Below are 20,926 nucleotides of genomic sequence, written 5' to 3' on the forward strand. Positions count from 1 at the left end.
CCGAACTTAGACGCCGGAAACCTTGGCCACTTCCGCGGCAAAGTCATCGGCTTCCTTTTCAATGCCTTCGCCCAGATGGAAGCGGTCAAAACCAGCCAGCGTGACGCCTGCTTTTTTGACAACATCCTTCACGCGGCTTTCACCGTCATGCACCCAGACCTGTTCCAGCAGAACCACTTCTTCGTAGAACTTGCGGATACGGCCTTCGATCATCTTTTCGATGATGGCTTCGGGCTTGCCGGATGCACGGGCCTGTTCAATCAGAACAGCGCGTTCACGCTCGACTTCATCCTGGTTCAGGCTGTTCACATCCAGAGCGGACGGACGGGTTGCAGCAACGTGCATACCAACCTGACGGCCAAGCTGTTCAATGGCTTCGTCTGCCGTCGGCGCTTCAATAGCTGCCAGAACGCCAATCTTGCCCAGACCCGGACGCAGCGCACCATGAACATACGTTGCCACCACGCCAGACGGCACAGTGAACACGCGTGCACGACGCAGGGTCATGTTTTCGCCAATGGTTGCGATCAGGTGGGTCAGTTCGTCAGCAACGGTACGACCTGTTTCCAGCGTGGCAGCCTTAATGGCTTCCAGATCATCACCAACCTTGAGCGCAACTTTGGCAACGGATTCCACAAAGTTCTGGAAGGCTTCGTTACGGGCAACAAAGTCGGTTTCGGCGTTAACTTCCACCATGGCGGCAGCCTTGTCGCCAGAAGCAACGGCAACCAGACCTTCGGCAGCCACACGGCCAGACTTTTTGGCAGCAGCAGCAAGGCCCTTGGTGCGCAGCCAGTCAACGGCGGCTTCAATATCACCCTGCGCTTCGTTCAGCGCCTTTTTGCAATCCATCATGCCTGCGCCGGTTTTTTCGCGCAGTTCCTTGACCAGTGCAGCGGTAATTTCCGCCATATTCCTACTCCTTAGAAAACCGCAACGCGCCCCTTGCAGGGCGCGTGGCAGAACATTCCGTTGCCTGCAAAAAACAGGCACCTCATGCAGAAAAACAGCCCGGCTGAAACCGGGCTGTTTTTAAAGGCTTCAGCCTGCTGCCGGAGCTGCTTCTGCCACCGGAGCGGCTTCAAGAGCAGGCTCAACCGGCAGTTCTTCGGCGGCACCCACGTCATGGCCCGCTGCACCCAGCTCGGCGGAAATACCGTCCAGCACGGAAGCGGAGACGAGGTCGCAATACAGGCCAATGGCGCGAATGGCGTCATCGTTACCGGGGACCGGGTAGGTCACGCCGCGCGGGTCGGAGTTGCTGTCCAGAACCGCCACAACCGGGATACCCAGCTTGTTGGCTTCTTCAATAGCCAGCTTTTCCTTGTTCGTGTCGATCACGAACAGCACGTCGGGCAGACCACCCATTTCCTTGATACCACCAAGGGAGCGTTCCAGCTTGTCGCGCTGGCGGGTCAGTTCCAGCACTTCCTTCTTGGTCAGACCGGACGTTGCGCCTTCCAGCGTTTCTTCGATCTGGCGCAGGCGCTTGATGGAACCCTGAATGGTCTTCCAGTTGGTGAGCATACCGCCCAGCCAGCGATGGTTGACGTAGTACTGGCCGCAACGACGAGCAGCTTCAGCAATCGGGTCCTGCGCCGCACGCTTGGTGCCAACGAACAGAACGCGGCCACCACCGGCTACAACATCACGAATCGCCTTAAGGGCGCGGTCAAGCAGGCCAACGGTCTGCTGAAGGTCGATGATGTGAACCTGGTTACGCACGCCGAACAGGTACGGCGCCATGCGCGGGTTCCAACGGCGGGTGTGGTGACCAAAGTGAACACCAGCTTCAAGCAGCTGGCGCAGTGTAAAATCGGGCATCGCCATGGGGCGTATTCCTACCTAACTGGTTAAACCTCCGCGAGACACCACCCGGCCTGTTGGCTGGGCACCAGAGGTGTATGGCCTCGCGTGTGTTATACCCCGGCAAGCGCCGGGGCGGCTCTATATGGCGCTTTTTGGCTATGCAGGCAAGGCCAAAAAGCGCGCTTACTCCTACTTGATCGGTTGCGCGTAGCGGTTGGGCACCCCGCTGCGGGCCAGCAGGTCGCGCAGGCTTTTAACAACAGGGAACACTTCCACATTGTGGTCCCCGCCCAGCTCACGCCATGCGTTCTGTTCCATTTCCACAATTTCGCGGTCTTCTTCAAAGATGCGATGTGTGAACAGACCCAGAACCGGCCATGCAACATCCAGCAGGAAGGTCCATTTGGGCTTTTTAACGGACAGAAGACCAAACGCCTGAGTGACCTGCTGAGTTTCCCCCAACGGCAGGTAGCAGGCCCACAAGTCCATAATCAGATCGCCATCCTTATCGTGAATCTGGAGTGTCTGGTACGGATACGTGGTGCGGATGGACACCACTTCTTCTACCGGCTGCTCGCGGCCATCATCATGATGTTTGCCAAAAATCAGGGCTTCGGCCAGCGGCTGGTTGCCGCCCTTACGGGCAAAGCTGTAGCGCGCTTCCATAAAGTTGTCGCCCTTGTCCTGCCCCAGAAAACGGGCGGTGATGGACCCCATCTGGCGGCGGTGCAGGAACTGATGGTTCATGTCCATCAGGTTCTCATGCATGAACGTGTAATGGCACTTCAGGCGCGGGCTGAACTGGCGGGTCTTGTATTCGGGGTTCCCCACCTGTGCGATGTCGGGCACGGGCACCTTGTCGGCCAGATCCGGGTCACCGGGGAAGATAAAGATCAGGCCGCTTTTTTCACGGCAGGGATAGGCCTTAACCGGGCGGCCAACGCCTTCCTTGTTCAGGTAGGGCACGGTTACACATTTGCCCTGCTGGTCGAACGCCCAGCCATGATAACAGCACTTTACGCACCCTTTATCGTCCACAACGCCTTTGCTCAGCGGGACCTGACGGTGGGCGCAACGGTCTTCCAGCGCGTAAACCGGGCCATATTCAGGGCGTATCAGCGCAATGGGGTGGCCTGCAAAGCGCGCGGCAAATGCTTTGCCCGGACGCACCTTTCTGGACCATGCCACAGGGTACCAGAAGTTGGGGTCAACATCGATCTGCCTCAGATCATAACGGGGGGCATTAGCCCCATCCGTCGGCTGCTCCGTAGCTGTTGTTGCCTGTTGCATGGTGTCACCTCATCAGAATACCACAGACCGGCTCTTCCGATGCACATCATTCCGGCCTGAAAAGGACGGCGCACGATTGAGCATTCTACCCGGTCAGCACAAGCCCTTATCGTCGCATGTCTGCCCTCCAGACGAAAAGGACATAGATCAAACGTGTTCTATTCAATCTGCCGCAAACCACGCTCCAGCAGACTGGTTGTCGGTGCATCCTCCGGCAGTTCGTGCCCATCCAGCATCTGCACCACTCTGAGCGAGAGTGAATTGACGAGCCACACCCCACGCGCCTCATGCAGGTCGGCCGGGCTGAGCGTTGCCTCACGCACAAGGTTCCGCTCCAGCAAGATCTGGCGGGCGGTGCCTGCCAGAGCACCATCCGCCACTGGGGGCGTCACCACACCATTTTGCGTTGCAACCAGCAGATTACTAATGGTGCTTTCCGCCACCCGCCCCTGTGTATTGAGCAAAAGCGCATCCTGCGCCCCGGCACGCTGCGCCTCCTGCCGAGCCAGAATACCGGGCAGGTAATTCAGGCTTTTGATGTAAGATAGGGGGGATTGCTCATCCCGCCGGATCAGACGGCTGGTGACAACTTTTACATGAGAGACCGAAAACGCCCCCGGCACTGCCGTCAACAACACGGTGGGGTGAGCATGGGTGGGCGGCAACACCCCCCGTGGCCCCTGCCCCCGCGCCACGCTTAACCGCAACACGGCATCGTCCAGCCCACAGACGGTCAGCAGGGACTGCGCCGCATCGCGCACTGTGTCCGCTGTTGGCAAGGGCAGGTCCAACACCTTTCCGCCAGCCTCCAGCCGCGCCATATGCCGTGGCAGATTGACTATCTGCCCATCCACCGCGCGCATGGTCTCAAACAGCCCATCCCCTAGCGTAAACCCTCTATCCGCCGGACTTATGCGGGCCTCATCCTGCGCGCAGACTGCACCATCAAGCCAGACAAACGTCATATCCCCTCCGCAAAGGCTGCAAATGGCGCTAATTTAAGCCGCATTTCCTCATACTCCCTGCCAGGGTCAGACAGAATGGTAATACCCCCCCCGTACCCAACTGCAGTTGCCCCGCGTGAGCGACAAAACTGCGAATAACGACCGAGCTATCCATCCGCCCATCCACACCAATACAGAAAACGGTCCCGCAGTATGCTCCGCGGGGCGCGACTTCCAGTGCGTCAATAATCTCCATAGCCCGGTGTTTAGGCGCGCCAGTTACCGAACCGGGCGGCAAAGCCGCCAGCAGCAGATCGAACACATCTTTACCCGGCAGCAGGTGCCCCCGCACCTCGGAAACAAGGTGATGCACGTGTGCAAACCGCTCCACCGCCCACAATTCCGGCACATTAACGCTGCCAATACGGGCAACCTGCCCAATGTCATGGCGCATGAGGTCCACAATCATCAGATTTTCGGCGCGTTCTTTTTCGTCCTGAGCCAGTTGCTGCGCTAGAGACAGGTCCTCGCCCTCGGTCCTGCCTCGCGGGGCTGTGCCTTTTATGGGGCGCGTTGCGATGTGCCCATTGCAGTCCACCTGCAAAAAACGCTCAGGTGAACAGGAAAGAAGAGAAAAATCCTCCCCGCAAGATAAATATGCCCCAAACGGAGCAGGTGCGACCTGCCGCAGTCTACGGTACAAGCTCGCAGCCCCAACGCCTGCGGGCAAATTTGCACTATGCTGACAGGTGATGTTCACCTGAAAAATATCGCCCTGTGCTATATAGTTTTTCGCACACGCAACAGAATCGCAATAACCAGATCGGGGCTGGTCTGCTTGCAGGCGGAATGGCTTTACAGCAGGCATGGGTTGCTCATCCTGCGGTAGGGCGGACCATGCCGTCAGCGCTCTCTCCTGCACCTGCTGGGAGTTTATTCCCTCCCCATCCAGACCAGCCAGAACAACACACCGCTTTTCACGGTCCCACACATAGGCGTGGTCATAAAAAGCCGCAGCGAATATAGGCTCGTGATCATCTGCATGGCGAGAAGGAATAGCCTGCACCTTTAAGCCAAATGCGTAACTGGCCAACCCGACCCAACCACCGCAAAATGGCACATCGCCTTCTGGCAACGCTTGTGCAAACCCCTGTAGTGTTTTGCGCAGGAGGCCCAATGTCTGCTCTGGTGTACCCAATGCAACAGGCACACCATCAAGCTCCGCCCTGTTTGCAAAAACATGTAGGATATGCCGTGGTTTTTGGCAGAATATCCGCCACCGGTTGCGCCCGTCCAGCGTCCCACCGCTATCCAGAAAAGCACACCACGGCGCGTGCCCCCACATTGCCAGAACCGTATCCGGCTCCCGCCATGCAAGTGCGTGCGTCCACGCCACGGGTCAGACCTGCTCCACGCGAGAAATACCGACCAGTGTCCGCAGTTTTTGCCCAAGTAGAGGCGTCACCTTGTATCCCCCACGCAGACGGATTTCCACATCACAGCTTTCGGCCACACCGGGCAACAGAACAATTCGGCCTGCGCCCCCCTTCTGCTCGCTCAACACGGTTTGCAAGGCTGGCAATGCGTCTTCCTTTTCCAGCCATATCCGCATTTCGCTCTGCCCTTGGGCGGCGGCCTGTTCCAGTTCAACAATATCCGATGCAGTTATGCGCATGGCCTCGCCTTCCAGCTTCAGCTCAGCCGTAACCAGCACAGCACGCCCCGCTACCAGACTTTCGCGCACACGGCCCAGCACTTCGGAAAACACGGTGACTTCACACCCACCCGTGGCATCGGACAGGCGTACCCATGCCATTTTGTTCCCCGTGCGGGTCGGACGCTCCTTGCGGTCCACAACGCATCCGGCAATTTTAACACGGCCTACCCCAGCCTCTGCCGCAGCTAGCAGTTGAGAAGACCGGACGACCCCCAACTTACGCAGAACCGGGCCGTAGGAATCCAGCGGGTGGGCTGTCATATGGAAACCGATAGCCTCTGCTTCCATCGCCAGTTTTTCAAACTCTGGCCAATCCGGTCCATCGGCCAGACGCAGGGGTTCCTTCTCTCCCCCTCCGCCAAACAGACCAATCTGGCCAGAAGCGGCTTCCTGCGCCTGACTATGGGCACGACGCAGGAGCGCATCCGCAGAATGGAAGACACGGGCACGGTTTTTATCCAGACACTCAAATGCGCCAGCCTTGGCCAGATTTTCCACCTGCATACGGTTGATGTGTTTGGGGTCTATCCGCGTGGCGAAGTCCGCCAGATCGGTAAAAGGTTTGTCACCCCGCGTTGCCACCAGAGCTTCCATGGCGCTGAAACCGACTTTTTTTATAGCCGCCAGCGCGTAACGGATGCCGTATTTGCCATCGGGCATGACCTCGACGGAAAAATCTGCCTCCGACCGGTTAATGTCTGGCGGCAGCACGGCTATGCCCATACGCTCCGCTTCCTGCCGCAGGGCGGCCAGTTTTTCCGTCCGTTCCCGCGCGAGCGACATACATGCCGCAAGGAAGGCCACAGGGTGGTTGGCCTTCATCCACGCGGTCTGGTAGGAGACAAAAGCGTAAGCTGCAGCGTGGGATTTGTTAAACCCGTAATCCGCAAACTTGGCCATGAGGTCAAACACCTCTACGGCCTTGTCGTGGTCTATGCCGCGCCCGGTCGCGCCTTTGGTAAATATCTCGCGCTGGTGGTCCATTTCCGCACGGATCTTTTTACCCATGGCACGGCGGAGCAGGTCGGCCCCGCCCAGACTGTAGCCCGCCATCTTCTGGGCAATCTGCATAACCTGTTCCTGATAGACCATAATGCCGTAGGTCTCTTCAAGAATATCGCGGATTTCCTCATGCGGCGGCTCCCACGCCTCACCATGTTTCCGTCGGCAGTAATCGGGAATATTGGCCATGGGACCCGGGCGATACAGAGCCACGGCGGCAATAAGGTCTTCCAGCCGGGTTGGACGCATCTGCTTGAGAACATCCCGCATACCCGCGCCTTCAAACTGGAAGACGCCAGCCGTATCCCCCCGGCTGAGCATGTCGTATGTTGGGCCGTCATTTAAGGGTATGGTTGCCAGATCCACCTCCTGACCCATCTTGCGAATAAAATCCACACCACGTTTCAGAATAGTCAGAGTGGTCAGGCCCAGAAAGTCGAACTTGACCAGACCGGCCTGCTCAACAAACTTCATGTTATACTGGGTGACCAGTGTATCGCTCTTGGGGTCTCGGTACAGCGGCACCAGTTCCACCAGAGGCCGGTCCCCGATCACCACACCGGCGGCGTGAGTACTGGCGTGGCGGAACAGTCCTTCCAACTGCTGCGCAATTTCTAGCAGTCTGCGCAATGCCTCGTCGTTATCGCGCATTTCCTGCAATTTAGGTTCGCCTGCTATGGCTTCCTTAAGTGTTACAGGCTTGGCAGGGTTATTGGGAATAAGCTCGGCCACACGGTTGACCATACCGTAAGGCAAGCCCAGCACACGCCCCACGTCGCGCACGGCGGCACGGGCCTGCAACTTACCAAAGGTAATAATCTGCGCCACACGGTCTGCCCCGTATTCACGCCGCACATAAGCAATAACCTCGTCTCGCCGGTCCTGACAGAAGTCGATATCAAAGTCAGGCATGGACACGCGTTCGGGGTTCAGGAACCGTTCGAACAGCAGGTTGAAGGGAATGGGGTCAATGTCCGTGATGGTCAGCGCCCATGCGGCCAGCGAGCCTGCACCCGAACCACGCCCCGGCCCCACGGGAATATCATGCGCCTTGGCCCACTGGATAAAGTCGGCCACGATCATGAAGTAGCCGGGGAACCCCATTTTGGAGATAATATCCAGTTCGAATGTCAGCCGCTCGCGGTAACGCGTCTGCGTTGCCTCATCCAGTGTCATGGTGGACATACGGCGCTCCAGCCCTTCCCACGCCATGGCGCGCAGGGTCTGGTCCTCCGTCGCGCCCTCACGCACTTTGGGGCAGACGGGCAGCAGGGGTTTGCGCGTTTCCACCTTAATGGCGCAGCGGCGAGCAATTTCGAGCGTATTGTCACACGCATCGGGCAGATCCGCGAACAAGGCGCGCATCATTTCCGGCGGTTTAAACCAATGCTCCGGGGTAACGCGAAAACGGTCTTTTTCCGCCATTGTACGGCCCTGAGCAATACAGACCAGCGCATCATGCGCCTCGTACATTTCGGGCTTGGGGAAAAAACATTCGTTGGTTGCAACAAGGGGAAGGCCAAACTGGTCGGCCAGCGCCAGCACACCCGGTTCCACGGCTTTTTCCATCGCCAGACCGTGGCGATGCAACTCCACAATCAGCCGGTCGCCAAAGGCCTCCTGCATCTGGGCCAGCCAGCGCGTGGCCTCATCCTTCTGCCCTTCCGCCAGCATCTGAAAAACCGGACCGCGCGAACCGCCGGTCAGCAGCAGCAGCCCCTCCGCCCGCTCGCACAATACATCCAGACTAACAAACGGGTCCGAGGGGTCGGATGTCTTGAACCCTTCGGATGAAAGGAACTGAAGGTTAGCCAGCCCTACCTCATTCTGCGCCAGAAGAACGACCGGTTCGGCCGGTGCTCCGGGCTTGTCACTCCGGGCGGGCAGGCCAATCTGGCTGCCAATAATGGGCTGGATGCCACTTTTTGTGCAGTACTGCGAAAATTCAAGCGCACCGAACAGATTACCCGAATCGGCAATAGCCACGGCAGGCATCCGCATTTCCTGCGCCAGAGAGACAATTTCCGGCACCCGGATAGCACCCTGACTGAGCGAATAGGCAGAGTGCACACGAAGATGAACAAAATCAGCGTAGGACATGCGCCCTCTATAGCACAGCCAGCCCCCCTCTCCACCGATTGTCGTGACTTTAATCCTACCTGTTCCTACCCCCTGCCCGACCGGTTAGTTCCCTGCGGCTGGAACCCTGCGGCAAACGGCACTAGACTAGGGCTTTCCCTCCCTTTTGGGGCGCTCATCCCCCAGATGACCATCTGCTTTTCAGGATATTTCATGCGGATTATCAGATCCAGAACAGAACTGGCCGAACAGGTCGCCCAATGGCGCAAGGCGGGCGAAACCATTGGTACAGTGCCCACCATGGGTTCGCTCCACAATGGCCACCTTACTCTTGTCAACGCGCTGGACGGCAAGGCCACACGCCGAATTGTGACCATTTTTGTCAACCCGATCCAGTTCAACAATGCAGCAGACTTTCAGCTTTACCCGCGTGGGTTGGAAGCCGATGCCGCCCTGCTGGAAGCCACTGGCAAGGTTGATGTGCTGTATGCCCCTGATGAGACGGAAATGTACCCGCAGGGCTTTTCAACACGCATCATGGTTTCTGGCCTGGATAGCATGTTGTGCGGAGCAGACCGGCCCGGCCATTTTGATGGCGTTGCAACCGTGGTAACCAAGCTCCTGCTTCAGACCGGGGCAGACGTTGCCGCCTTTGGCGAGAAAGATTACCAGCAGCTCTGCCTGATCCGCCGCCTTGTGCGCGACCTTGACCTGCCGGTGAGCATCACGCCCGTACCGACCGTGCGCGAGGCTGATGGTTTAGCCCTTTCCTCCCGCAATCGCAGGCTGACACCGCAACAGCGCGAACAGGCCGTTCACCTGCCAGAAGCCCTTAAAACATGCCTTGCTAACATGCAGAGTGGCAAAACAGTTGCAGACTGTCTGAAAATTTGCCGCGAGAGCCTGAAAAACCACGGCTTTAACGTGCATTATCTCGAATTACGCACTGGCGATACGTTACAGGAAACCCATACCCCAACATCTGGCGCACGCCTGTTTGTTGCCGCAAGCTTGGGGGACATACGCCTGATAGACAACATGCCAGTTGTGTAAACATCTTTTATAAAACTGTTATTTTACACAAGGGAGACCATCATGAGCATCACCCGCCTTGAACCGGAAGAACGCCTAACCGGGGCTGTTATCCATAATGGCCTTGTTTATCTGGCTGGCCAGATTGCCGATGACGCCACATTAGATGCACAGGGGCAGATGGCGGATATTCTGCGCCAGGTCGATGCCCTTCTGACCAAAGCCGGAACAGATAAAAGCCGCCTGATTTCGGTTCAGATTTTTCTGGCCGACATGGCCGATATGGAAGGCATGAACCGGGCATGGGACGCATGGCTGGACAGGAACAACAAGCCAGCCCGCGCCACAGTGGAGGCCAGACTGGCCGACCCGTCATGGAAGGTGGAACTGACCGGCATTGCCGCCCTGCCCACCAAGGCCTAACCGTATAAGCCGCATGTTATTCTGCCCGATTGGCCATGCCATACGGGCAGACCATGCACACAAAAAACAGGCGAAAAGCCTGCGTCTATCGGAACAATCTTTGATTTTTTGAGGAGGAAGGTGGTGGCTCCCGAAGTAGGACTCGAACCTACGACCCAGCGATTAACAGTCGCTTGCTCTACCAACTGAGCTATTCGGGAACAATTATTTTTCAACCACTTAACAACGCTTTACGGCCCAACCTTATGTAAGGTTCAACCCTTCCGTGTTGTTGAATGGGTGTATAACGGCAACCCTTTGAGGGTGCAAGACCCTTTTTATATTACAAAACGTTAATTATTCTACACCCACAAAGCGCCATGCCCCGTGCGGGCTAAAGGCCTGTTCTTTTCCGTTTTTTTTCATTTTCTGCCCCCTTAATCGGGACACCTCCGCCAACACCGTGTAAGTAAGGAGCATGAGCGCACCTGTTTCCTCCCCAATTTCGCGCCGGGCCCTGCTATGGGGGGCCGGAGGGTGCGCAGTTGCGGGCGGCGTTGTTCTGCTTACCCGGCATCAGCACCCCCGTGCGCCACGCAAACAGCCCGATGGTGTTTACCGCAAGCTCAAGGTTGGCTGGCCGGAAGCCGCCATGTCCCCCGTGCTGGCCGCAGCACTGGAGAAGAACTTTTTTGCCCAGTACAATCTGGACGTGGACCCCCTGCCCAACATTCATAACGGACAGGACGCACTTACCGCGTTAATGCAGCAAAAAACCGCTTATGCGTTGGCTCCAGCCCTCACGTGGCTCCAGCATTTGCACGCGGGCCTGCCTGCACATCTGATTATGGGCGTACACTCCGGCAGCCGCCGCCTGCTGGTCCGCCGTAGTAGCGGCATTACACGGCTGGACCAGCTTATGGGCCGCACCATTGCAGTGCCCGACATGAATGCAGCGGACAAGCTGTTCTTCTGTATTATGATGCGGCGCAAGGGCATGGATGCGCTCAACAACATCAACTGGGTTGACCTGCCCTTACAGCAGATAGAGCAGGCCCTGCACGACCAGAAAATAGATGCTGTTGTCACGCATGATCCGGATGCGTGGATTTTGCTCCAGAACCATGCGGACCTGCTGTACGAACTGGTTGGCAGCGATACCGGGCATTACGCCGCACGCACCAGCCTTATTCTGGGTGTTGCTGACGCCGCGCAGGAAAATGACCCCACAGCTGCCACAGCACTGGTGCTTGCCCTCCGTGATGCCTCGCTATGGGTGAACACCCACAGGGATGATGCCGCCACCCTAATTACCGACAACGCAGCAGACCTGCCTGCCACAAGCGCACGCAACATGCTCCGGAACGAGCCAGTCATCCACCCGCTTCTGGGCCGCAGCCTGCGAGAACAGATTGCGCAGTACTGTGATGAACTCCAGCTTGTAGGCATGATGGCGGATGGAGAAGATTCCGCCGCACTGGCCCGCCGCTACACGCTGAACGTCCTGCACGACTAAGGCCCGCGGTCCGCCCCAAAAGCCACGACACTCACAATGGTAGAGGTCAGTCCCGCCGCGCCTTACGCGGCAGGCGCAGTTCGCTGGCCAAAACACCCAGTATAACCAGCGCTCCCCCCGCCAGCGCCCGAGCCGGCAGATAATCCCCCGCCAAACGCCCAACCAACCCGGCCCATACAGGCTCCCCGGCATAAATAAGCGTGGCCCGTGTGGGCGATACGGTTTTTTGCGCCCAGTTCATCACCAACTGGATAACAGCACTCATAACCCCAAGGCCCAGAGCGGGCCCCGCCCACCACCACGTAAAAGCCGGTACAGCTTCATGTGCTACAGGCATAGCGGCAAAAGCCAGCAACCCGGCCACCAGCAACTGCACAATAGCAACCCGAAAGCTGTTAATAGTCGGGGAGGCAAAACGGCTGATCAGCACAACTTCCATCGCAATGGCCAAAGCACTGACCAAGGTCACCACCTCGCCAAACTGAAGGTGCAGGCTGGCCACCGCCTGTGGTCCTGCAAGCAGAACAAGGCCAGAAAACGCAAACAGCACACCAAGCCAGACCATAAGATGCGGAGGCCTACGCAGAAAAAACCACTGCAAGAACGGCACAATCGGCACATACATGGCCGTAATAAAGGCGGATTGGCTGCTGGAAATACTGCCTAGCCCAACACTTTGCAGGGCATAACCAAAAAATATGGCAACCCCCACGGCAGCCCCTGCCCGCACCTCCTGCATGGTCAGGTCCAGCAACAGCCGCCTGAACAGAAGTATGGAAAGCAGGGCCGCCGTGGTAAAGCGCACCCCCACAAAAAACATGGCCCCCGTATAGCGCATGGCCGTATGCACAATAAGGAACGTAACGCCCCATAATACGGTAATGCAAACCAGAGCCACTTCCTCGCGCGAGAAGGTCCGAAATACTCTTTTGTCCCGCGCGAGCGGGGGCTGTTCAGGCACGTCTAGGCTCTCCCGGTCAGGTTGGGGGGACCAACCCTGTTATTGCAAACCGCCAACAAACCGGGCCATGCGCTGGCATGCCTCTGCCAGCACATCATCCGAGGTTGCACAGGACAGGCGCAAATAGGGCGACTGCCCAAAAGCGCTACCGGGCACCGTTGCCACAAACTCTTCTTCCAGCAGGGCTGTTGCAAAGTCGTGGTCGGTTGCTATCTGTCGGCCACCTGCCGTTGTCCGGCCTAAACAGGCCGCAACCCCCGGATAGGCGTAAAAAGCCCCTTCCGGCATGGCGCAGGTCAACCCCGGCACGGCACGCAGGGCCTGCACCACATTGCTGCGCCGACGGCTATATGTGGCCACCATGGTCTGCACAAGATCTGGCGGCCCATCCAGCGCGGCGGCAGCGGCGGCCTGCGCAATGGAGCACACACCCGAGGTGGCGTTACCCTGCACACCCCGCATGGCCGCAATAAGGTCTGCCGGGCCACCGGCAAACCCAACGCGCCAGCCGGTCATGGCATAGGCTTTGGACACACCGTTTAACGTAATGGTACGGTCCTTAAGGTCCGGCGCCACGGCGGCAATAGAGGCAGATGGCGTGCCATCAAACACCAGATGCTCATAAATTTCGTCCGACAGAATCCAGACATCGGGGTACGCACGCAGGACTTCGGCAATTTTTGCCAGATCTTCCGCCGGGCATATGGCTCCGGTTGGGTTGTTCGGAAAATTCAGCACAACCCAGCGCGTACGGGGGGTTAACGCCTGTGCCAGAACATCTGCCCGCAGCCGAAAACCATCTTCCTCCCGACATGGCGCAAACATCGGCGTTGCCCCAAACATACGGGCAATAAGGGGATAGCTGACCCAATAAGGGGTCGGCACTACCACCTCATCCCCTTCGTTCAGGGTTGCCATAAACGCGTTAAAGATGACCTGCTTGCCACCGTTGGAGACCATAATCTGCTCGGGCGTGTAGTCCAGCCCGTTCTCCCGCGTAAACTTGCGGGTAATGGCCGCCTTGAGGGCTGGCGTGCCATCCACGGGCGGATACTTGGTTTGCCCGTCCAGCGCGGCCTTATGCGCGGCCTCCACCACGGCGGGCGGGGTTGCAAAGTCCGGCTCCCCCAATGCGAGCGAAATAACAGGCCTGCCCTCAGCTTTGAGAGCCCGGGCACGCCGGGCCATTTCTATTGTTGCAGGGGCAGGCAGACCGTTCAGACGACGGGCAAAACTCCGGGTCATGATTTACAGCAGACCTTCGCAGAAACGCTGAATACGCGTGCAGGCGTCACGCAGGCTCTGCGTATCGGTTGCGTAGGAAATGCGCATATAGCCCGGATACATAAAGGCAGAGCCATGCACGGCGGCCACGCCTTCTTCCTCCAGCAGCGCGGTTACGAAATCTTCATCCGTATTCAGCACTTTTCCGCCCGGAGAGGTTTTTCCGAGGCATTTTTCAATGCATGGGAACACATAAAACGCCCCCTGTGGAACCGCACATTCCATGCCTTTGGCCTGATTGATCATGCTTACCACCATGTCGCGCCGCCCCTGATAGGTATCGACCATGGTCTGAATAAAGTCCTGCGGACCAGTCAGAGCTTCCACGGCCGCAGCCTGAGCAATGGAGCAGGTGTTGGAGGTGGACTGCCCCTGCAACTTGTTCATGGCTTTGGTCAGTTCCACCGGAGCGCCGGAAAAACCAATGCGCCAGCCGGTCATGGCATAAGCTTTGGACACGCCGTTCATGGTGACGGTGCGGCTGCGCAGACGCGGTTCCACTTCCACGAATGTTGCAGGGCGGAAGCCGTCGTACACCAGTTTGGCGTAAATATCGTCGGTAAAAATCCAGACATGCGGGTGGCGCAGCAGCACATCACACAGCGGGCGCAGGTCCTCGGCCGAATAGGCAACGCCAGTGGGGTTGCAGGGCGAATTGAGGAACAACCACTTGGTGCGCGGGGTAATGGCGGCTTCCAGTTCTTCCGCCTGTAGGCGAAAACCGTTTTCGCGCTTGCAGGGCACCACAACGGGCACACCTTCAGCCAGTGTGACAATATCCGGGTAGGAGACCCAGCACGGTGCCGGAATAATGGCCTCATCTCCCGGATTCAGCGTTGCCATCATCGCATTGTAAATGATCTGCTTGCCGCCGGTGGAAACAATAATTTCTTCCGGAGTGTAATCCAGTCCGCTGTCCAGCCGGAAGCGTTCTGCCACGGCCTTGCGCAGTTCAGGCGTGCCTGCCACATCCGTATAACGGGTCTGGCCTGCTGCAATGGCTTTTACCGCAGCCTGAGCAATGTTTTCCGGGGTGTTAAAGTCCGGCTCACCTGCGGAAAGGCTGATAATATTCCGCCCTTCTGCCTTCAAGGCGCGTGCACGCGTTGAAATGACAATTGTCTGGCTAGGACTGATCCGGTTCAGGCGGTCAGCAACAAGGCTCATGGTTTTCTTACTTTCCGACACAATATTTTAAGGCACCTGCTCCAGACGGAACCCAAAGCTCCGCCCTTAGCGCAGATGCGCGGCTCCGGCGGGCACAGTAATCCTCTTCCGGTCATGGCGGAACCGGAGATTCCACTTGCTCTATCTTTTTTGTTCTGCACGGCCCCTAACGCCTGCCCTGCACAAAGCTGGCGATGCAGCCCATTTACCCCAAAGGGTTGTCTTGGGATGCGGCTCCCTCAAATAGGGCTTTGTGGCATATCTGCGCCGCACTTAGCCCCTGTTCTCGCATGGCCCGAACAGACAACGCACCATCCCGCTTGGCCAGACGGCGACCCGTGGCATCGCACAAAAGAGGATGAAAGGCGTACGCGGGCACTGGCAAACCCAACAAGGTCTGCAACAGTCTGTGCAGGCTGGTAGCAGGGCGCAGGTCCTCGCCCCTTGTCACCAGCGTAACGCCCTGAGCGGCATCATCATACGTGGCGCAGAGATGGTAGGAGGCTGGCACATCTCGCCGCGCCAGCACCACATCGCCAAACAACTCTGGCTGACAAGTCACCGTGCCACATGCCAGATCATGATACGTTAACGGCCACGCTCTTCCGCTGTTGGTCTGCGCCCTGCGGGCCTGTGCCACCGCACGGGCCATATCCAACCGCAGCACGTAGGGGTCTCCCGCCTCCATCCGCCGCAACCGCTCCTGCGCATCAAGGTGGCGGCAACGACCGGGGTAAAGCAGGCTGCCATCGGGCGCAGTATGCGGGGCGGAGAACATGGCGGCACTCTCACGCATAATCTCCGACCGGGTGCAAAAACACGGATACAGCAACCCCATGCGCTCAAGCCTGCCCAGCGCACCACCATATTCCGCCATGCGGGTGGACTGGTACAGCACCGGGCCATCATGCACCAATCCAAGCCAGTGCAGGTCTTCCAGAATAGCTTGAGCATATGCGGGTTTGCAGCGCTGGGGGTCTATATCCTCCATCCGCACCAGCCATTGCCCAGCGGGGCGTGCAAAGCGCCGCCCAAACAGTGCAGATGCCACATGCCCCAGATGCAGCGCCCCCGTAGGGCTGGGCGCAAAGCGCGTGACCCAATTCGTTTTATAATGGTCATAGTTCTGTAATCGAATAGTCATAATGACCTTACCAAATGCACAAGATGGCCAAATACCCGTTACTATTCGCCTGCATTTTCTTGCCACACCCTTTTGTGTCTGCAATAGTCTTGGCGGTAATTATCTCGACGACGCACTTCTAACGGCGGTCGGATTGAGTTTTTTGACCCCCCTTGGAACTGTGTTCTCGTGCAAACGGGGAGACACGTCTTGGCGGATGGCAGTACTCTAAACTACCCAGCCCTTGTTCTGAACGCAGACTTCCGACCACTTTCCTACTTTCCACTCTCTCTGTGGCCTTGGCAGGATGCCATAAAAGCTGTGTGTCTGGACCGGGTTTCGGTCCTGAGTGAATATGACATGGAAGTGCACTCTCCCAATCAGGCCTTTCGCCTGCCGAGCGTGATTGCCCTTAAGGACTATGTGCCCGCAGCGCGCAAACCGGCGTTTACGCGGTTCAATGTTTTTTTGCGGGACAATTTTTCCTGCCAGTACTGCGGAGAGCGGCACCCAACGCAGGAACTAACGTTTGACCACGTTATTCCCCGTTGTAAGGGCGGACGCACAAGCTGGGAGAACGTTGTAACCGCCTGCGGCTGCTGCAACCTGCGCAAAGGTCCGCATATGCCCCACCATATTGGCATGTTGCCCCGCCGCACCCCCGTGCGCCCCACATCATGGGAGTTGCAGGAGAACGGACGCGCCTTCCCCCCCAACTACCTGCACAAAAGCTGGCGCGATTACCTGTACTGGGATGCAGAGCTGGAGGGATAACCCCTCCACCATGCCGGTTTAGCGGGTGTAGCTGTAGCCGTATTCATCCGCCAGTTTTTGCAGGTCGGGCGCGTTCTTCAGGTTAAGCGGCAGGGGTTTTGCCTTGCTCTCCCCCAGCACAAACCCGCCATTGCTCATACGCTGGCAGGTATTGGCTGCCAGCGGAAAACTCAGGAACATGGGACCAGCCATCTGCTTATGCAGGCAGGATACATCCGTATCCACCAAGGGTACCCGCCCAATTTCGGACGAACACCCGGCCAGCAGGAAGCCCCCCGCCGCCATAACCCCCAGAGCCAATTTGTTTGTTTTCTGCGTCACGGACCAGCTTACCTTTGTTGCCGCCTGTTGAGCGGGCTTTATGCCACCGGTTGCTCCGGTACCCTCATGGTGCCACGCCTGCCAGCCCACAACCAGAGAGCGCAGGTCACGCCCCCTTTCCGCTGGCTGCATGACACGCCTCGACCGGATTTAGCTGACTTCGTAACCTGCACCACGAATGGCGTCACGCAGGGAAGAAACACCAACACGCGCGGGGTCGTACGTTACCTTAACCTCGCCATTTGCCAGATTGACATCCGTACCATCTACACCGTCAATTGCGGCCAGCGCACGTTTTACGGACGAAACACAACCATCGCATGTCATTCCTTCGACCATAAAGCTTGCTGTCGTCTGGCTCATTGCGTCTGCATCCTTTTTGTCAAATTCCATATATGGCGTTTTTACACGTCATTCTGATTATTCCATAACGCAAGTCGGCTCTGATGCGAAACAATGATGTGCCCGCCATGTCTGCCGCAAAGCATGATATAAGGCCCATATGTCCGACTTTGCGCAAAACCTGCCATCTTCAGAACTGCCAACACCATCGTGGCAAAACAGCTTTTTGCACCGGCTGATGCTGGCCAGCCTGATTAATCAGATGGAAAACCACCTGCTGGCTGAAAGCAGTGCCACCCAAACGCTGGAACGCTGGCTGCGAGACCACAAACTGCTTGGCAAGCAGGAGACCTTGCGCGCAGAGCGGGAGCCGGATGCACAGCGCATCTGCCCGCCAGATATGGCCGCAGCGCTGGACCTGCCAACGCCCCATACCGCTCTAAATTACCGTAAGATCCGCTTAGTCAACCAAGGTCGCACTTATTCGGAAGCCGAAAACTGGTTTGTACCGCAACGACTAACCAAAACCATGACCGAAGCGCTGGAGCAGACCGACACCCCTTTTGGGCGTGTCGTCTCCCCCCTGCGGTTTACCCGCCAGCTTATCCGACGCGAAACCCTATGGTCGCCTCTGCCAGAATTATGGGAAATGCAGCCATACTGCCAGAACCAGGAGCAGGCGGAAGAATTACTCGCCCTTCCTGCTCATCTGTTCCGACATATTGCGCTGTTGCGCACCCATGAGGGCACACCATTCAGCCTTGTTGTGGAAACCTACACGCCGCAGTCTTTTGCTTTTGCACCACCAGCGGCACCCTAGCCTCAAGCTCGATGAGGGCTGCGTGGTGCAACCTGAACATGTGGGGCACACATGCTCAGGTCCAATAAGGCCTGAATTTTAGGCCTCTTCCCCCATGCGGGTCTTGTCCACAAAGGTTTCGGTCGCATCATCCAGCGCACGGGTTTTACGCCCACCCGGCCCGTGTACGTACAGGTCCTTGCGGTCAATCTTGTCCACGGCATCCGGCTGCATCGGCATAAGGTAACGTGCAGGGCGCTGATGGTCGGCAAGCTGAAGTTCGGGGTTGAACACCGAGTTGAACTTCCACAGCATTTTTACAAAGTTGGTCTGGCCATTTTTCAGCAGATTAACCGCAATGCCTGCTGTGTCCTTAAGCGCCTGCCAGCCCATGTGCTTGGTGTTCAGCACCTGCTGGGTCTTGACCAGTTCTTCATAGAACTCAGGCAAAGGCAACGTGGTCGGCAGCACGGCGTGCTGGATGTCAAACAGGCGGTAATCGCGCGTGGTCAGACGGCGCGCTTCCTTGTGCCAGATTTCCGTCCCCGGATAAGGGGTGGTAACGGAAATGTTCACAATATCCGGAATTTCCAGGCACCACTGGCGCACGGCTTCAAACCGCGCACGATCCCAAGACGGGTCAGCAATAATATTGATGGCCACAATCAGCCCCAGTGAGCGGGCGTATTCCAGCGCTTCAAAGTTTTTATCGAGTGAGACGCGCTTACGGAACTGCTTGAGCCCTTCCTCATCCACCGCTTCCATCCCGATGAAGATGTAGGACAGACCGATTTCGCTCCAGACCTTAAACACTTCCTTGTTACGCAGCAGCACGTCGGCGCGGGTTTCCAGATAGTATTCTTTTTTAATCCCGCGCTTTTTAATTTCGTTGGCAATGGCCATGCCATGCTCTTCGTGCACAAAGGCCACGTCATCCACAATAAAGATGCCGGGTTCCTTAATTTCCTCCAGCTCATCCGCAATAACCTGCGGGCTGGCGGTGCGGTAAGAGCGACCATAAAAGGTCCACGCCGAGCAGAACGTGCAGTCCCACGGGCAGCCACGGGCGAATTCAATGGATGCCGCCGGGTCCAGCGTGCCAATAAAGTATTTGTTGCGGTGGCGCAGCAGGTCACGCGCGGGGCGGACCTCATCCAGCGATTTAACAAAAATGGGCGGCGGGCCTTCCCCATCCAGCGTTACGGTGCCGGGCACCTGCAGAATATCGGTGCCATTCTGCACCGCATCCAGCAGCAGGCCGACCGTTGCATCGCCCTCACCTTTAAGGATGCAGTTTACTGACCCTTCGGAAAGTTCCAGCACATCCTTTGCGATGAACGAGACGGAGTGACCACCAATAAACTGGAAAACCTTCGGGAACCGGTAACGGGTTGCACGGCACAGATCGAGGATTTCGGGGACATTGGCCAGATAACTACCGGAAAAACACACGGCATCGGGCTGGAATTCCTCTACCAGCTTCCAGTAGTCTTCGTGCGTTTCAGCCTGAAGGTCGATAATCCGCACATCATGTCCGGCATTCCGCGCAGCGCCTGCCACCAGCTCCAGCCCCAACGGCTCCAGCCGCAGGAAAACCTTGGTGTACATCAGGGCGCTGGGATGAACCGCCAGAACTTTCATGACATTCCTTTCTGCCTACTGCGGGCCGGGAACGCGAACAGCATCCCACTCTGTACCCATAACGCTAAAGCATAAGAAACGATTATATAAGAAATAGAATTATCTTGCCCTACCCTTGCCGCCGGGTATCTCCCATGCGCAAGACGTTTACCTTGGGCTTTACCGCCATTCTGGCGGCCCCGACGTATGCACAGGGCACAACGCCGGGGTGTGACCTACCAGAATTAGGGCAGGATTTCCGTTTCTGCAAAGAAGAAGCGGATTTCGTTTGCTGCGTTCTCTGCGCTGTCGGAACCATGCACGGAGTTTGCTTCAATGCTTTCAGCAAACTGGGCGCGAATGGTGTGGGCTTCGGCCTTTTTGGGGTCGGTTGCGCCCATGACTTCACGGTTTTTGGCAACAGCGTTTTCGCCTTCAAGCACCTGCACCACAACCGGGCCGGAGATCATGAAGGACACGAGATCGTTATAAAAAGGGCGTTCCTTGTGCACGGCATAAAAAGCGCCAGCCACAGCGTGGGAAAGCTGCACGCGCTTCTGGGCGACAATGCGCAAGCCTGCATCTTCAAACACGGCGTTGATCTTGCCGGTCAGGTTGCGACGGGTTGCATCCGGCTTGATAATGGAAAGAGTACGTTCTTTAGCCATAAGGCCCTCCTTAGATAGAAACGCAGATATCCGCCTTGCTCTGGCGAACGTTCAGCGTTTCCATCTAGAGCATATC

19 protein-coding genes and 1 tRNA gene are annotated in these 20,926 nt (G+C 57.5%); 5 read left to right on the forward strand and 15 right to left on the reverse strand.

Annotated features, from left to right (window positions below):
- Nucleotides 1-6: 6 nt before the first annotated feature.
- The 6 genes from tsf to dnaE all read right to left on the reverse strand — a co-directional run bounded on the left by tsf (nucleotide 7) and on the right by dnaE (nucleotide 8,862).
- Nucleotides 7-912: a translation elongation factor Ts gene (gene tsf, locus AGA_RS10830; RefSeq protein WP_059024309.1), complete on the reverse strand. Its 906-nt coding sequence runs from the start codon at nucleotides 910-912 to the stop codon at nucleotides 7-9.
- A gap of 129 nt (nucleotides 913-1,041) precedes the next feature.
- Entirely contained in the window at nucleotides 1,042-1,830 is a 789-nt protein-coding gene (gene rpsB / locus AGA_RS10835; protein ID WP_083503627.1) for a 30S ribosomal protein S2, read from the reverse strand.
- A 168-nt stretch (nucleotides 1,831-1,998) separates the two neighbouring features.
- Nucleotides 1,999-3,099: an aromatic ring-hydroxylating oxygenase subunit alpha gene (locus AGA_RS10840; RefSeq protein WP_059024310.1), complete on the reverse strand. Its 1,101-nt coding sequence runs from the start codon at nucleotides 3,097-3,099 to the stop codon at nucleotides 1,999-2,001.
- Between the two features lie 158 nt (nucleotides 3,100-3,257).
- Entirely contained in the window at nucleotides 3,258-4,064 is an 807-nt protein-coding gene (locus AGA_RS10845) for an aminotransferase class IV (RefSeq protein ID WP_059024311.1), read from the reverse strand.
- Between the two features lie 28 nt (nucleotides 4,065-4,092).
- The gene (locus AGA_RS10850) at nucleotides 4,093-5,439 is read right to left on the reverse strand and encodes an anthranilate synthase component I family protein (protein WP_231945792.1); all 1,347 of its coding nucleotides are present in this window, start codon (nucleotides 5,437-5,439) and stop codon (nucleotides 4,093-4,095) included.
- Between the two features lie 3 nt (nucleotides 5,440-5,442).
- Nucleotides 5,443-8,862 (reverse strand): DNA polymerase III subunit alpha, encoded by a 3,420-nt coding sequence (gene dnaE / locus AGA_RS10855; protein ID WP_059024312.1) that lies wholly within the window; start codon nucleotides 8,860-8,862, stop codon nucleotides 5,443-5,445.
- Between the two features lie 192 nt (nucleotides 8,863-9,054).
- Between dnaE and panC the strand changes: the two genes are divergently transcribed.
- On the forward strand, nucleotides 9,055-9,894 hold the full coding sequence (gene panC, locus AGA_RS10860) for a pantoate--beta-alanine ligase (RefSeq protein ID WP_059024313.1): 840 nt from the start codon (nucleotides 9,055-9,057) through the stop codon (nucleotides 9,892-9,894).
- 42 nt (nucleotides 9,895-9,936) lie between these two features.
- The gene (locus tag AGA_RS10865) at nucleotides 9,937-10,296 is read left to right on the forward strand and encodes a RidA family protein (RefSeq protein ID WP_059024314.1); all 360 of its coding nucleotides are present in this window, start codon (nucleotides 9,937-9,939) and stop codon (nucleotides 10,294-10,296) included.
- 124 nt (nucleotides 10,297-10,420) lie between these two features.
- Here the strand turns inward: AGA_RS10865 and AGA_RS10870 are convergent.
- Nucleotides 10,421-10,496, reverse strand: a tRNA-Asn gene (locus AGA_RS10870).
- A gap of 257 nt (nucleotides 10,497-10,753) precedes the next feature.
- Here AGA_RS10870 and AGA_RS10875 point away from each other — a divergent pair.
- Nucleotides 10,754-11,791 carry an ABC transporter substrate-binding protein gene (locus AGA_RS10875; protein WP_059024315.1) on the forward strand — a complete coding sequence of 346 codons (1,038 nt, stop codon included), beginning with the start codon at nucleotides 10,754-10,756 and terminating at the stop codon, nucleotides 11,789-11,791.
- Between the two features lie 46 nt (nucleotides 11,792-11,837).
- Here the strand turns inward: AGA_RS10875 and AGA_RS10880 are convergent, their stop codons facing one another.
- From AGA_RS10880 to gluQRS, 4 genes are all read right to left on the reverse strand, one after another.
- The gene (locus AGA_RS10880) at nucleotides 11,838-12,752 is read right to left on the reverse strand and encodes a DMT family transporter (protein ID WP_059024316.1); all 915 of its coding nucleotides are present in this window, start codon (nucleotides 12,750-12,752) and stop codon (nucleotides 11,838-11,840) included.
- Nucleotides 12,753-12,791: 39 nt separating this feature from the next.
- Nucleotides 12,792-13,997: a pyridoxal phosphate-dependent aminotransferase gene (locus AGA_RS10885; RefSeq protein ID WP_059024317.1), complete on the reverse strand. Its 1,206-nt coding sequence runs from the start codon at nucleotides 13,995-13,997 to the stop codon at nucleotides 12,792-12,794.
- 3 nt (nucleotides 13,998-14,000) lie between these two features.
- Nucleotides 14,001-15,203 carry a pyridoxal phosphate-dependent aminotransferase gene (locus tag AGA_RS10890; protein WP_059024318.1) on the reverse strand — a complete coding sequence of 401 codons (1,203 nt, stop codon included), beginning with the start codon at nucleotides 15,201-15,203 and terminating at the stop codon, nucleotides 14,001-14,003.
- A gap of 205 nt (nucleotides 15,204-15,408) precedes the next feature.
- Entirely contained in the window at nucleotides 15,409-16,347 is a 939-nt protein-coding gene (gene gluQRS, locus AGA_RS10895) for a tRNA glutamyl-Q(34) synthetase GluQRS (protein WP_059024319.1), read from the reverse strand.
- A gap of 189 nt (nucleotides 16,348-16,536) precedes the next feature.
- On the opposite strand from gluQRS, the gene AGA_RS10900 reads away from it, so the two are divergent.
- Nucleotides 16,537-17,100, forward strand: coding sequence for an HNH endonuclease (locus AGA_RS10900; protein WP_059024320.1), 564 nt, complete (start codon nucleotides 16,537-16,539; stop codon nucleotides 17,098-17,100).
- An 18-nt stretch (nucleotides 17,101-17,118) separates the two neighbouring features.
- Here the strand turns inward: AGA_RS10900 and AGA_RS10905 are convergent, their stop codons facing one another.
- Together AGA_RS10905 and AGA_RS10910 are read right to left on the reverse strand one after the other, a co-directional pair.
- On the reverse strand, nucleotides 17,119-17,385 hold the full coding sequence (locus AGA_RS10905; protein WP_059024838.1) for a hypothetical protein: 267 nt from the start codon (nucleotides 17,383-17,385) through the stop codon (nucleotides 17,119-17,121).
- Nucleotides 17,386-17,571: 186 nt separating this feature from the next.
- The gene (locus tag AGA_RS10910) at nucleotides 17,572-17,784 is read right to left on the reverse strand and encodes a heavy-metal-associated domain-containing protein (RefSeq protein WP_025826709.1); all 213 of its coding nucleotides are present in this window, start codon (nucleotides 17,782-17,784) and stop codon (nucleotides 17,572-17,574) included.
- 139 nt (nucleotides 17,785-17,923) lie between these two features.
- Here AGA_RS10910 and AGA_RS10915 point away from each other — a divergent pair, with 139 nt between their 5' ends.
- Nucleotides 17,924-18,583: a hypothetical protein gene (locus AGA_RS10915; protein ID WP_059024321.1), complete on the forward strand. Its 660-nt coding sequence runs from the start codon at nucleotides 17,924-17,926 to the stop codon at nucleotides 18,581-18,583.
- Between the two features lie 78 nt (nucleotides 18,584-18,661).
- Here the strand turns inward: AGA_RS10915 and hpnR are convergent, their stop codons facing one another.
- Nucleotides 18,662-20,203, reverse strand: a complete 1,542-nt coding sequence (gene hpnR, locus AGA_RS10920; protein WP_059024322.1) for a hopanoid C-3 methylase HpnR — start codon at nucleotides 20,201-20,203, stop codon at nucleotides 18,662-18,664.
- 224 nt (nucleotides 20,204-20,427) lie between these two features.
- Entirely contained in the window at nucleotides 20,428-20,850 is a 423-nt protein-coding gene (ndk, locus tag AGA_RS10925) for a nucleoside-diphosphate kinase (RefSeq protein WP_059024323.1), read from the reverse strand.
- Between the last annotated feature and the right edge of the window lie 76 nt (nucleotides 20,851-20,926).

The organism is Acetobacter ghanensis (assembly GCF_001499675.1).
GTDB lineage: Bacteria > Pseudomonadota > Alphaproteobacteria > Acetobacterales > Acetobacteraceae > Acetobacter > Acetobacter ghanensis.

Excerpts from the sequence above, each read along its gene's own strand:
- tsf (WP_059024309.1), bottom strand. The coding sequence starts at position 912 with ATGGCGGAAATTACCGCTGCACTGGTCAAGGAACTGCGCGAAAAAACC.
- rpsB (WP_083503627.1), bottom strand. The coding sequence starts at position 1,830 with ATGGCGATGCCCGATTTTACACTGCGCCAGCTGCTTGAAGCTGGTGTT.
- AGA_RS10840 (WP_059024310.1), bottom strand. The coding sequence starts at position 3,099 with ATGCAACAGGCAACAACAGCTACGGAGCAGCCGACGGATGGGGCTAAT.
- AGA_RS10845 (WP_059024311.1), bottom strand. The coding sequence starts at position 4,064 with ATGACGTTTGTCTGGCTTGATGGTGCAGTCTGCGCGCAGGATGAGGCC.
- dnaE (WP_059024312.1), bottom strand. The coding sequence starts at position 8,862 with ATGTCCTACGCTGATTTTGTTCATCTTCGTGTGCACTCTGCCTATTCG.
- panC (WP_059024313.1), top strand. The coding sequence starts at position 9,055 with ATGCGGATTATCAGATCCAGAACAGAACTGGCCGAACAGGTCGCCCAA.
- AGA_RS10865 (WP_059024314.1), top strand. The coding sequence starts at position 9,937 with ATGAGCATCACCCGCCTTGAACCGGAAGAACGCCTAACCGGGGCTGTT.
- AGA_RS10875 (WP_059024315.1), top strand. The coding sequence starts at position 10,754 with ATGAGCGCACCTGTTTCCTCCCCAATTTCGCGCCGGGCCCTGCTATGG.
- AGA_RS10885 (WP_059024317.1), bottom strand. The coding sequence starts at position 13,997 with ATGACCCGGAGTTTTGCCCGTCGTCTGAACGGTCTGCCTGCCCCTGCA.
- AGA_RS10890 (WP_059024318.1), bottom strand. The coding sequence starts at position 15,203 with ATGAGCCTTGTTGCTGACCGCCTGAACCGGATCAGTCCTAGCCAGACA.
- gluQRS (WP_059024319.1), bottom strand. The coding sequence starts at position 16,347 with ATGACTATTCGATTACAGAACTATGACCATTATAAAACGAATTGGGTC.
- AGA_RS10905 (WP_059024838.1), bottom strand. The coding sequence starts at position 17,385 with ATGGCGGCGGGGGGCTTCCTGCTGGCCGGGTGTTCGTCCGAAATTGGG.
- AGA_RS10910 (WP_025826709.1), bottom strand. The coding sequence starts at position 17,784 with ATGAGCCAGACGACAGCAAGCTTTATGGTCGAAGGAATGACATGCGAT.
- AGA_RS10915 (WP_059024321.1), top strand. The coding sequence starts at position 17,924 with ATGTCCGACTTTGCGCAAAACCTGCCATCTTCAGAACTGCCAACACCA.
- hpnR (WP_059024322.1), bottom strand. The coding sequence starts at position 20,203 with ATGAAAGTTCTGGCGGTTCATCCCAGCGCCCTGATGTACACCAAGGTT.
- ndk (WP_059024323.1), bottom strand. The coding sequence starts at position 20,850 with ATGGCTAAAGAACGTACTCTTTCCATTATCAAGCCGGATGCAACCCGT.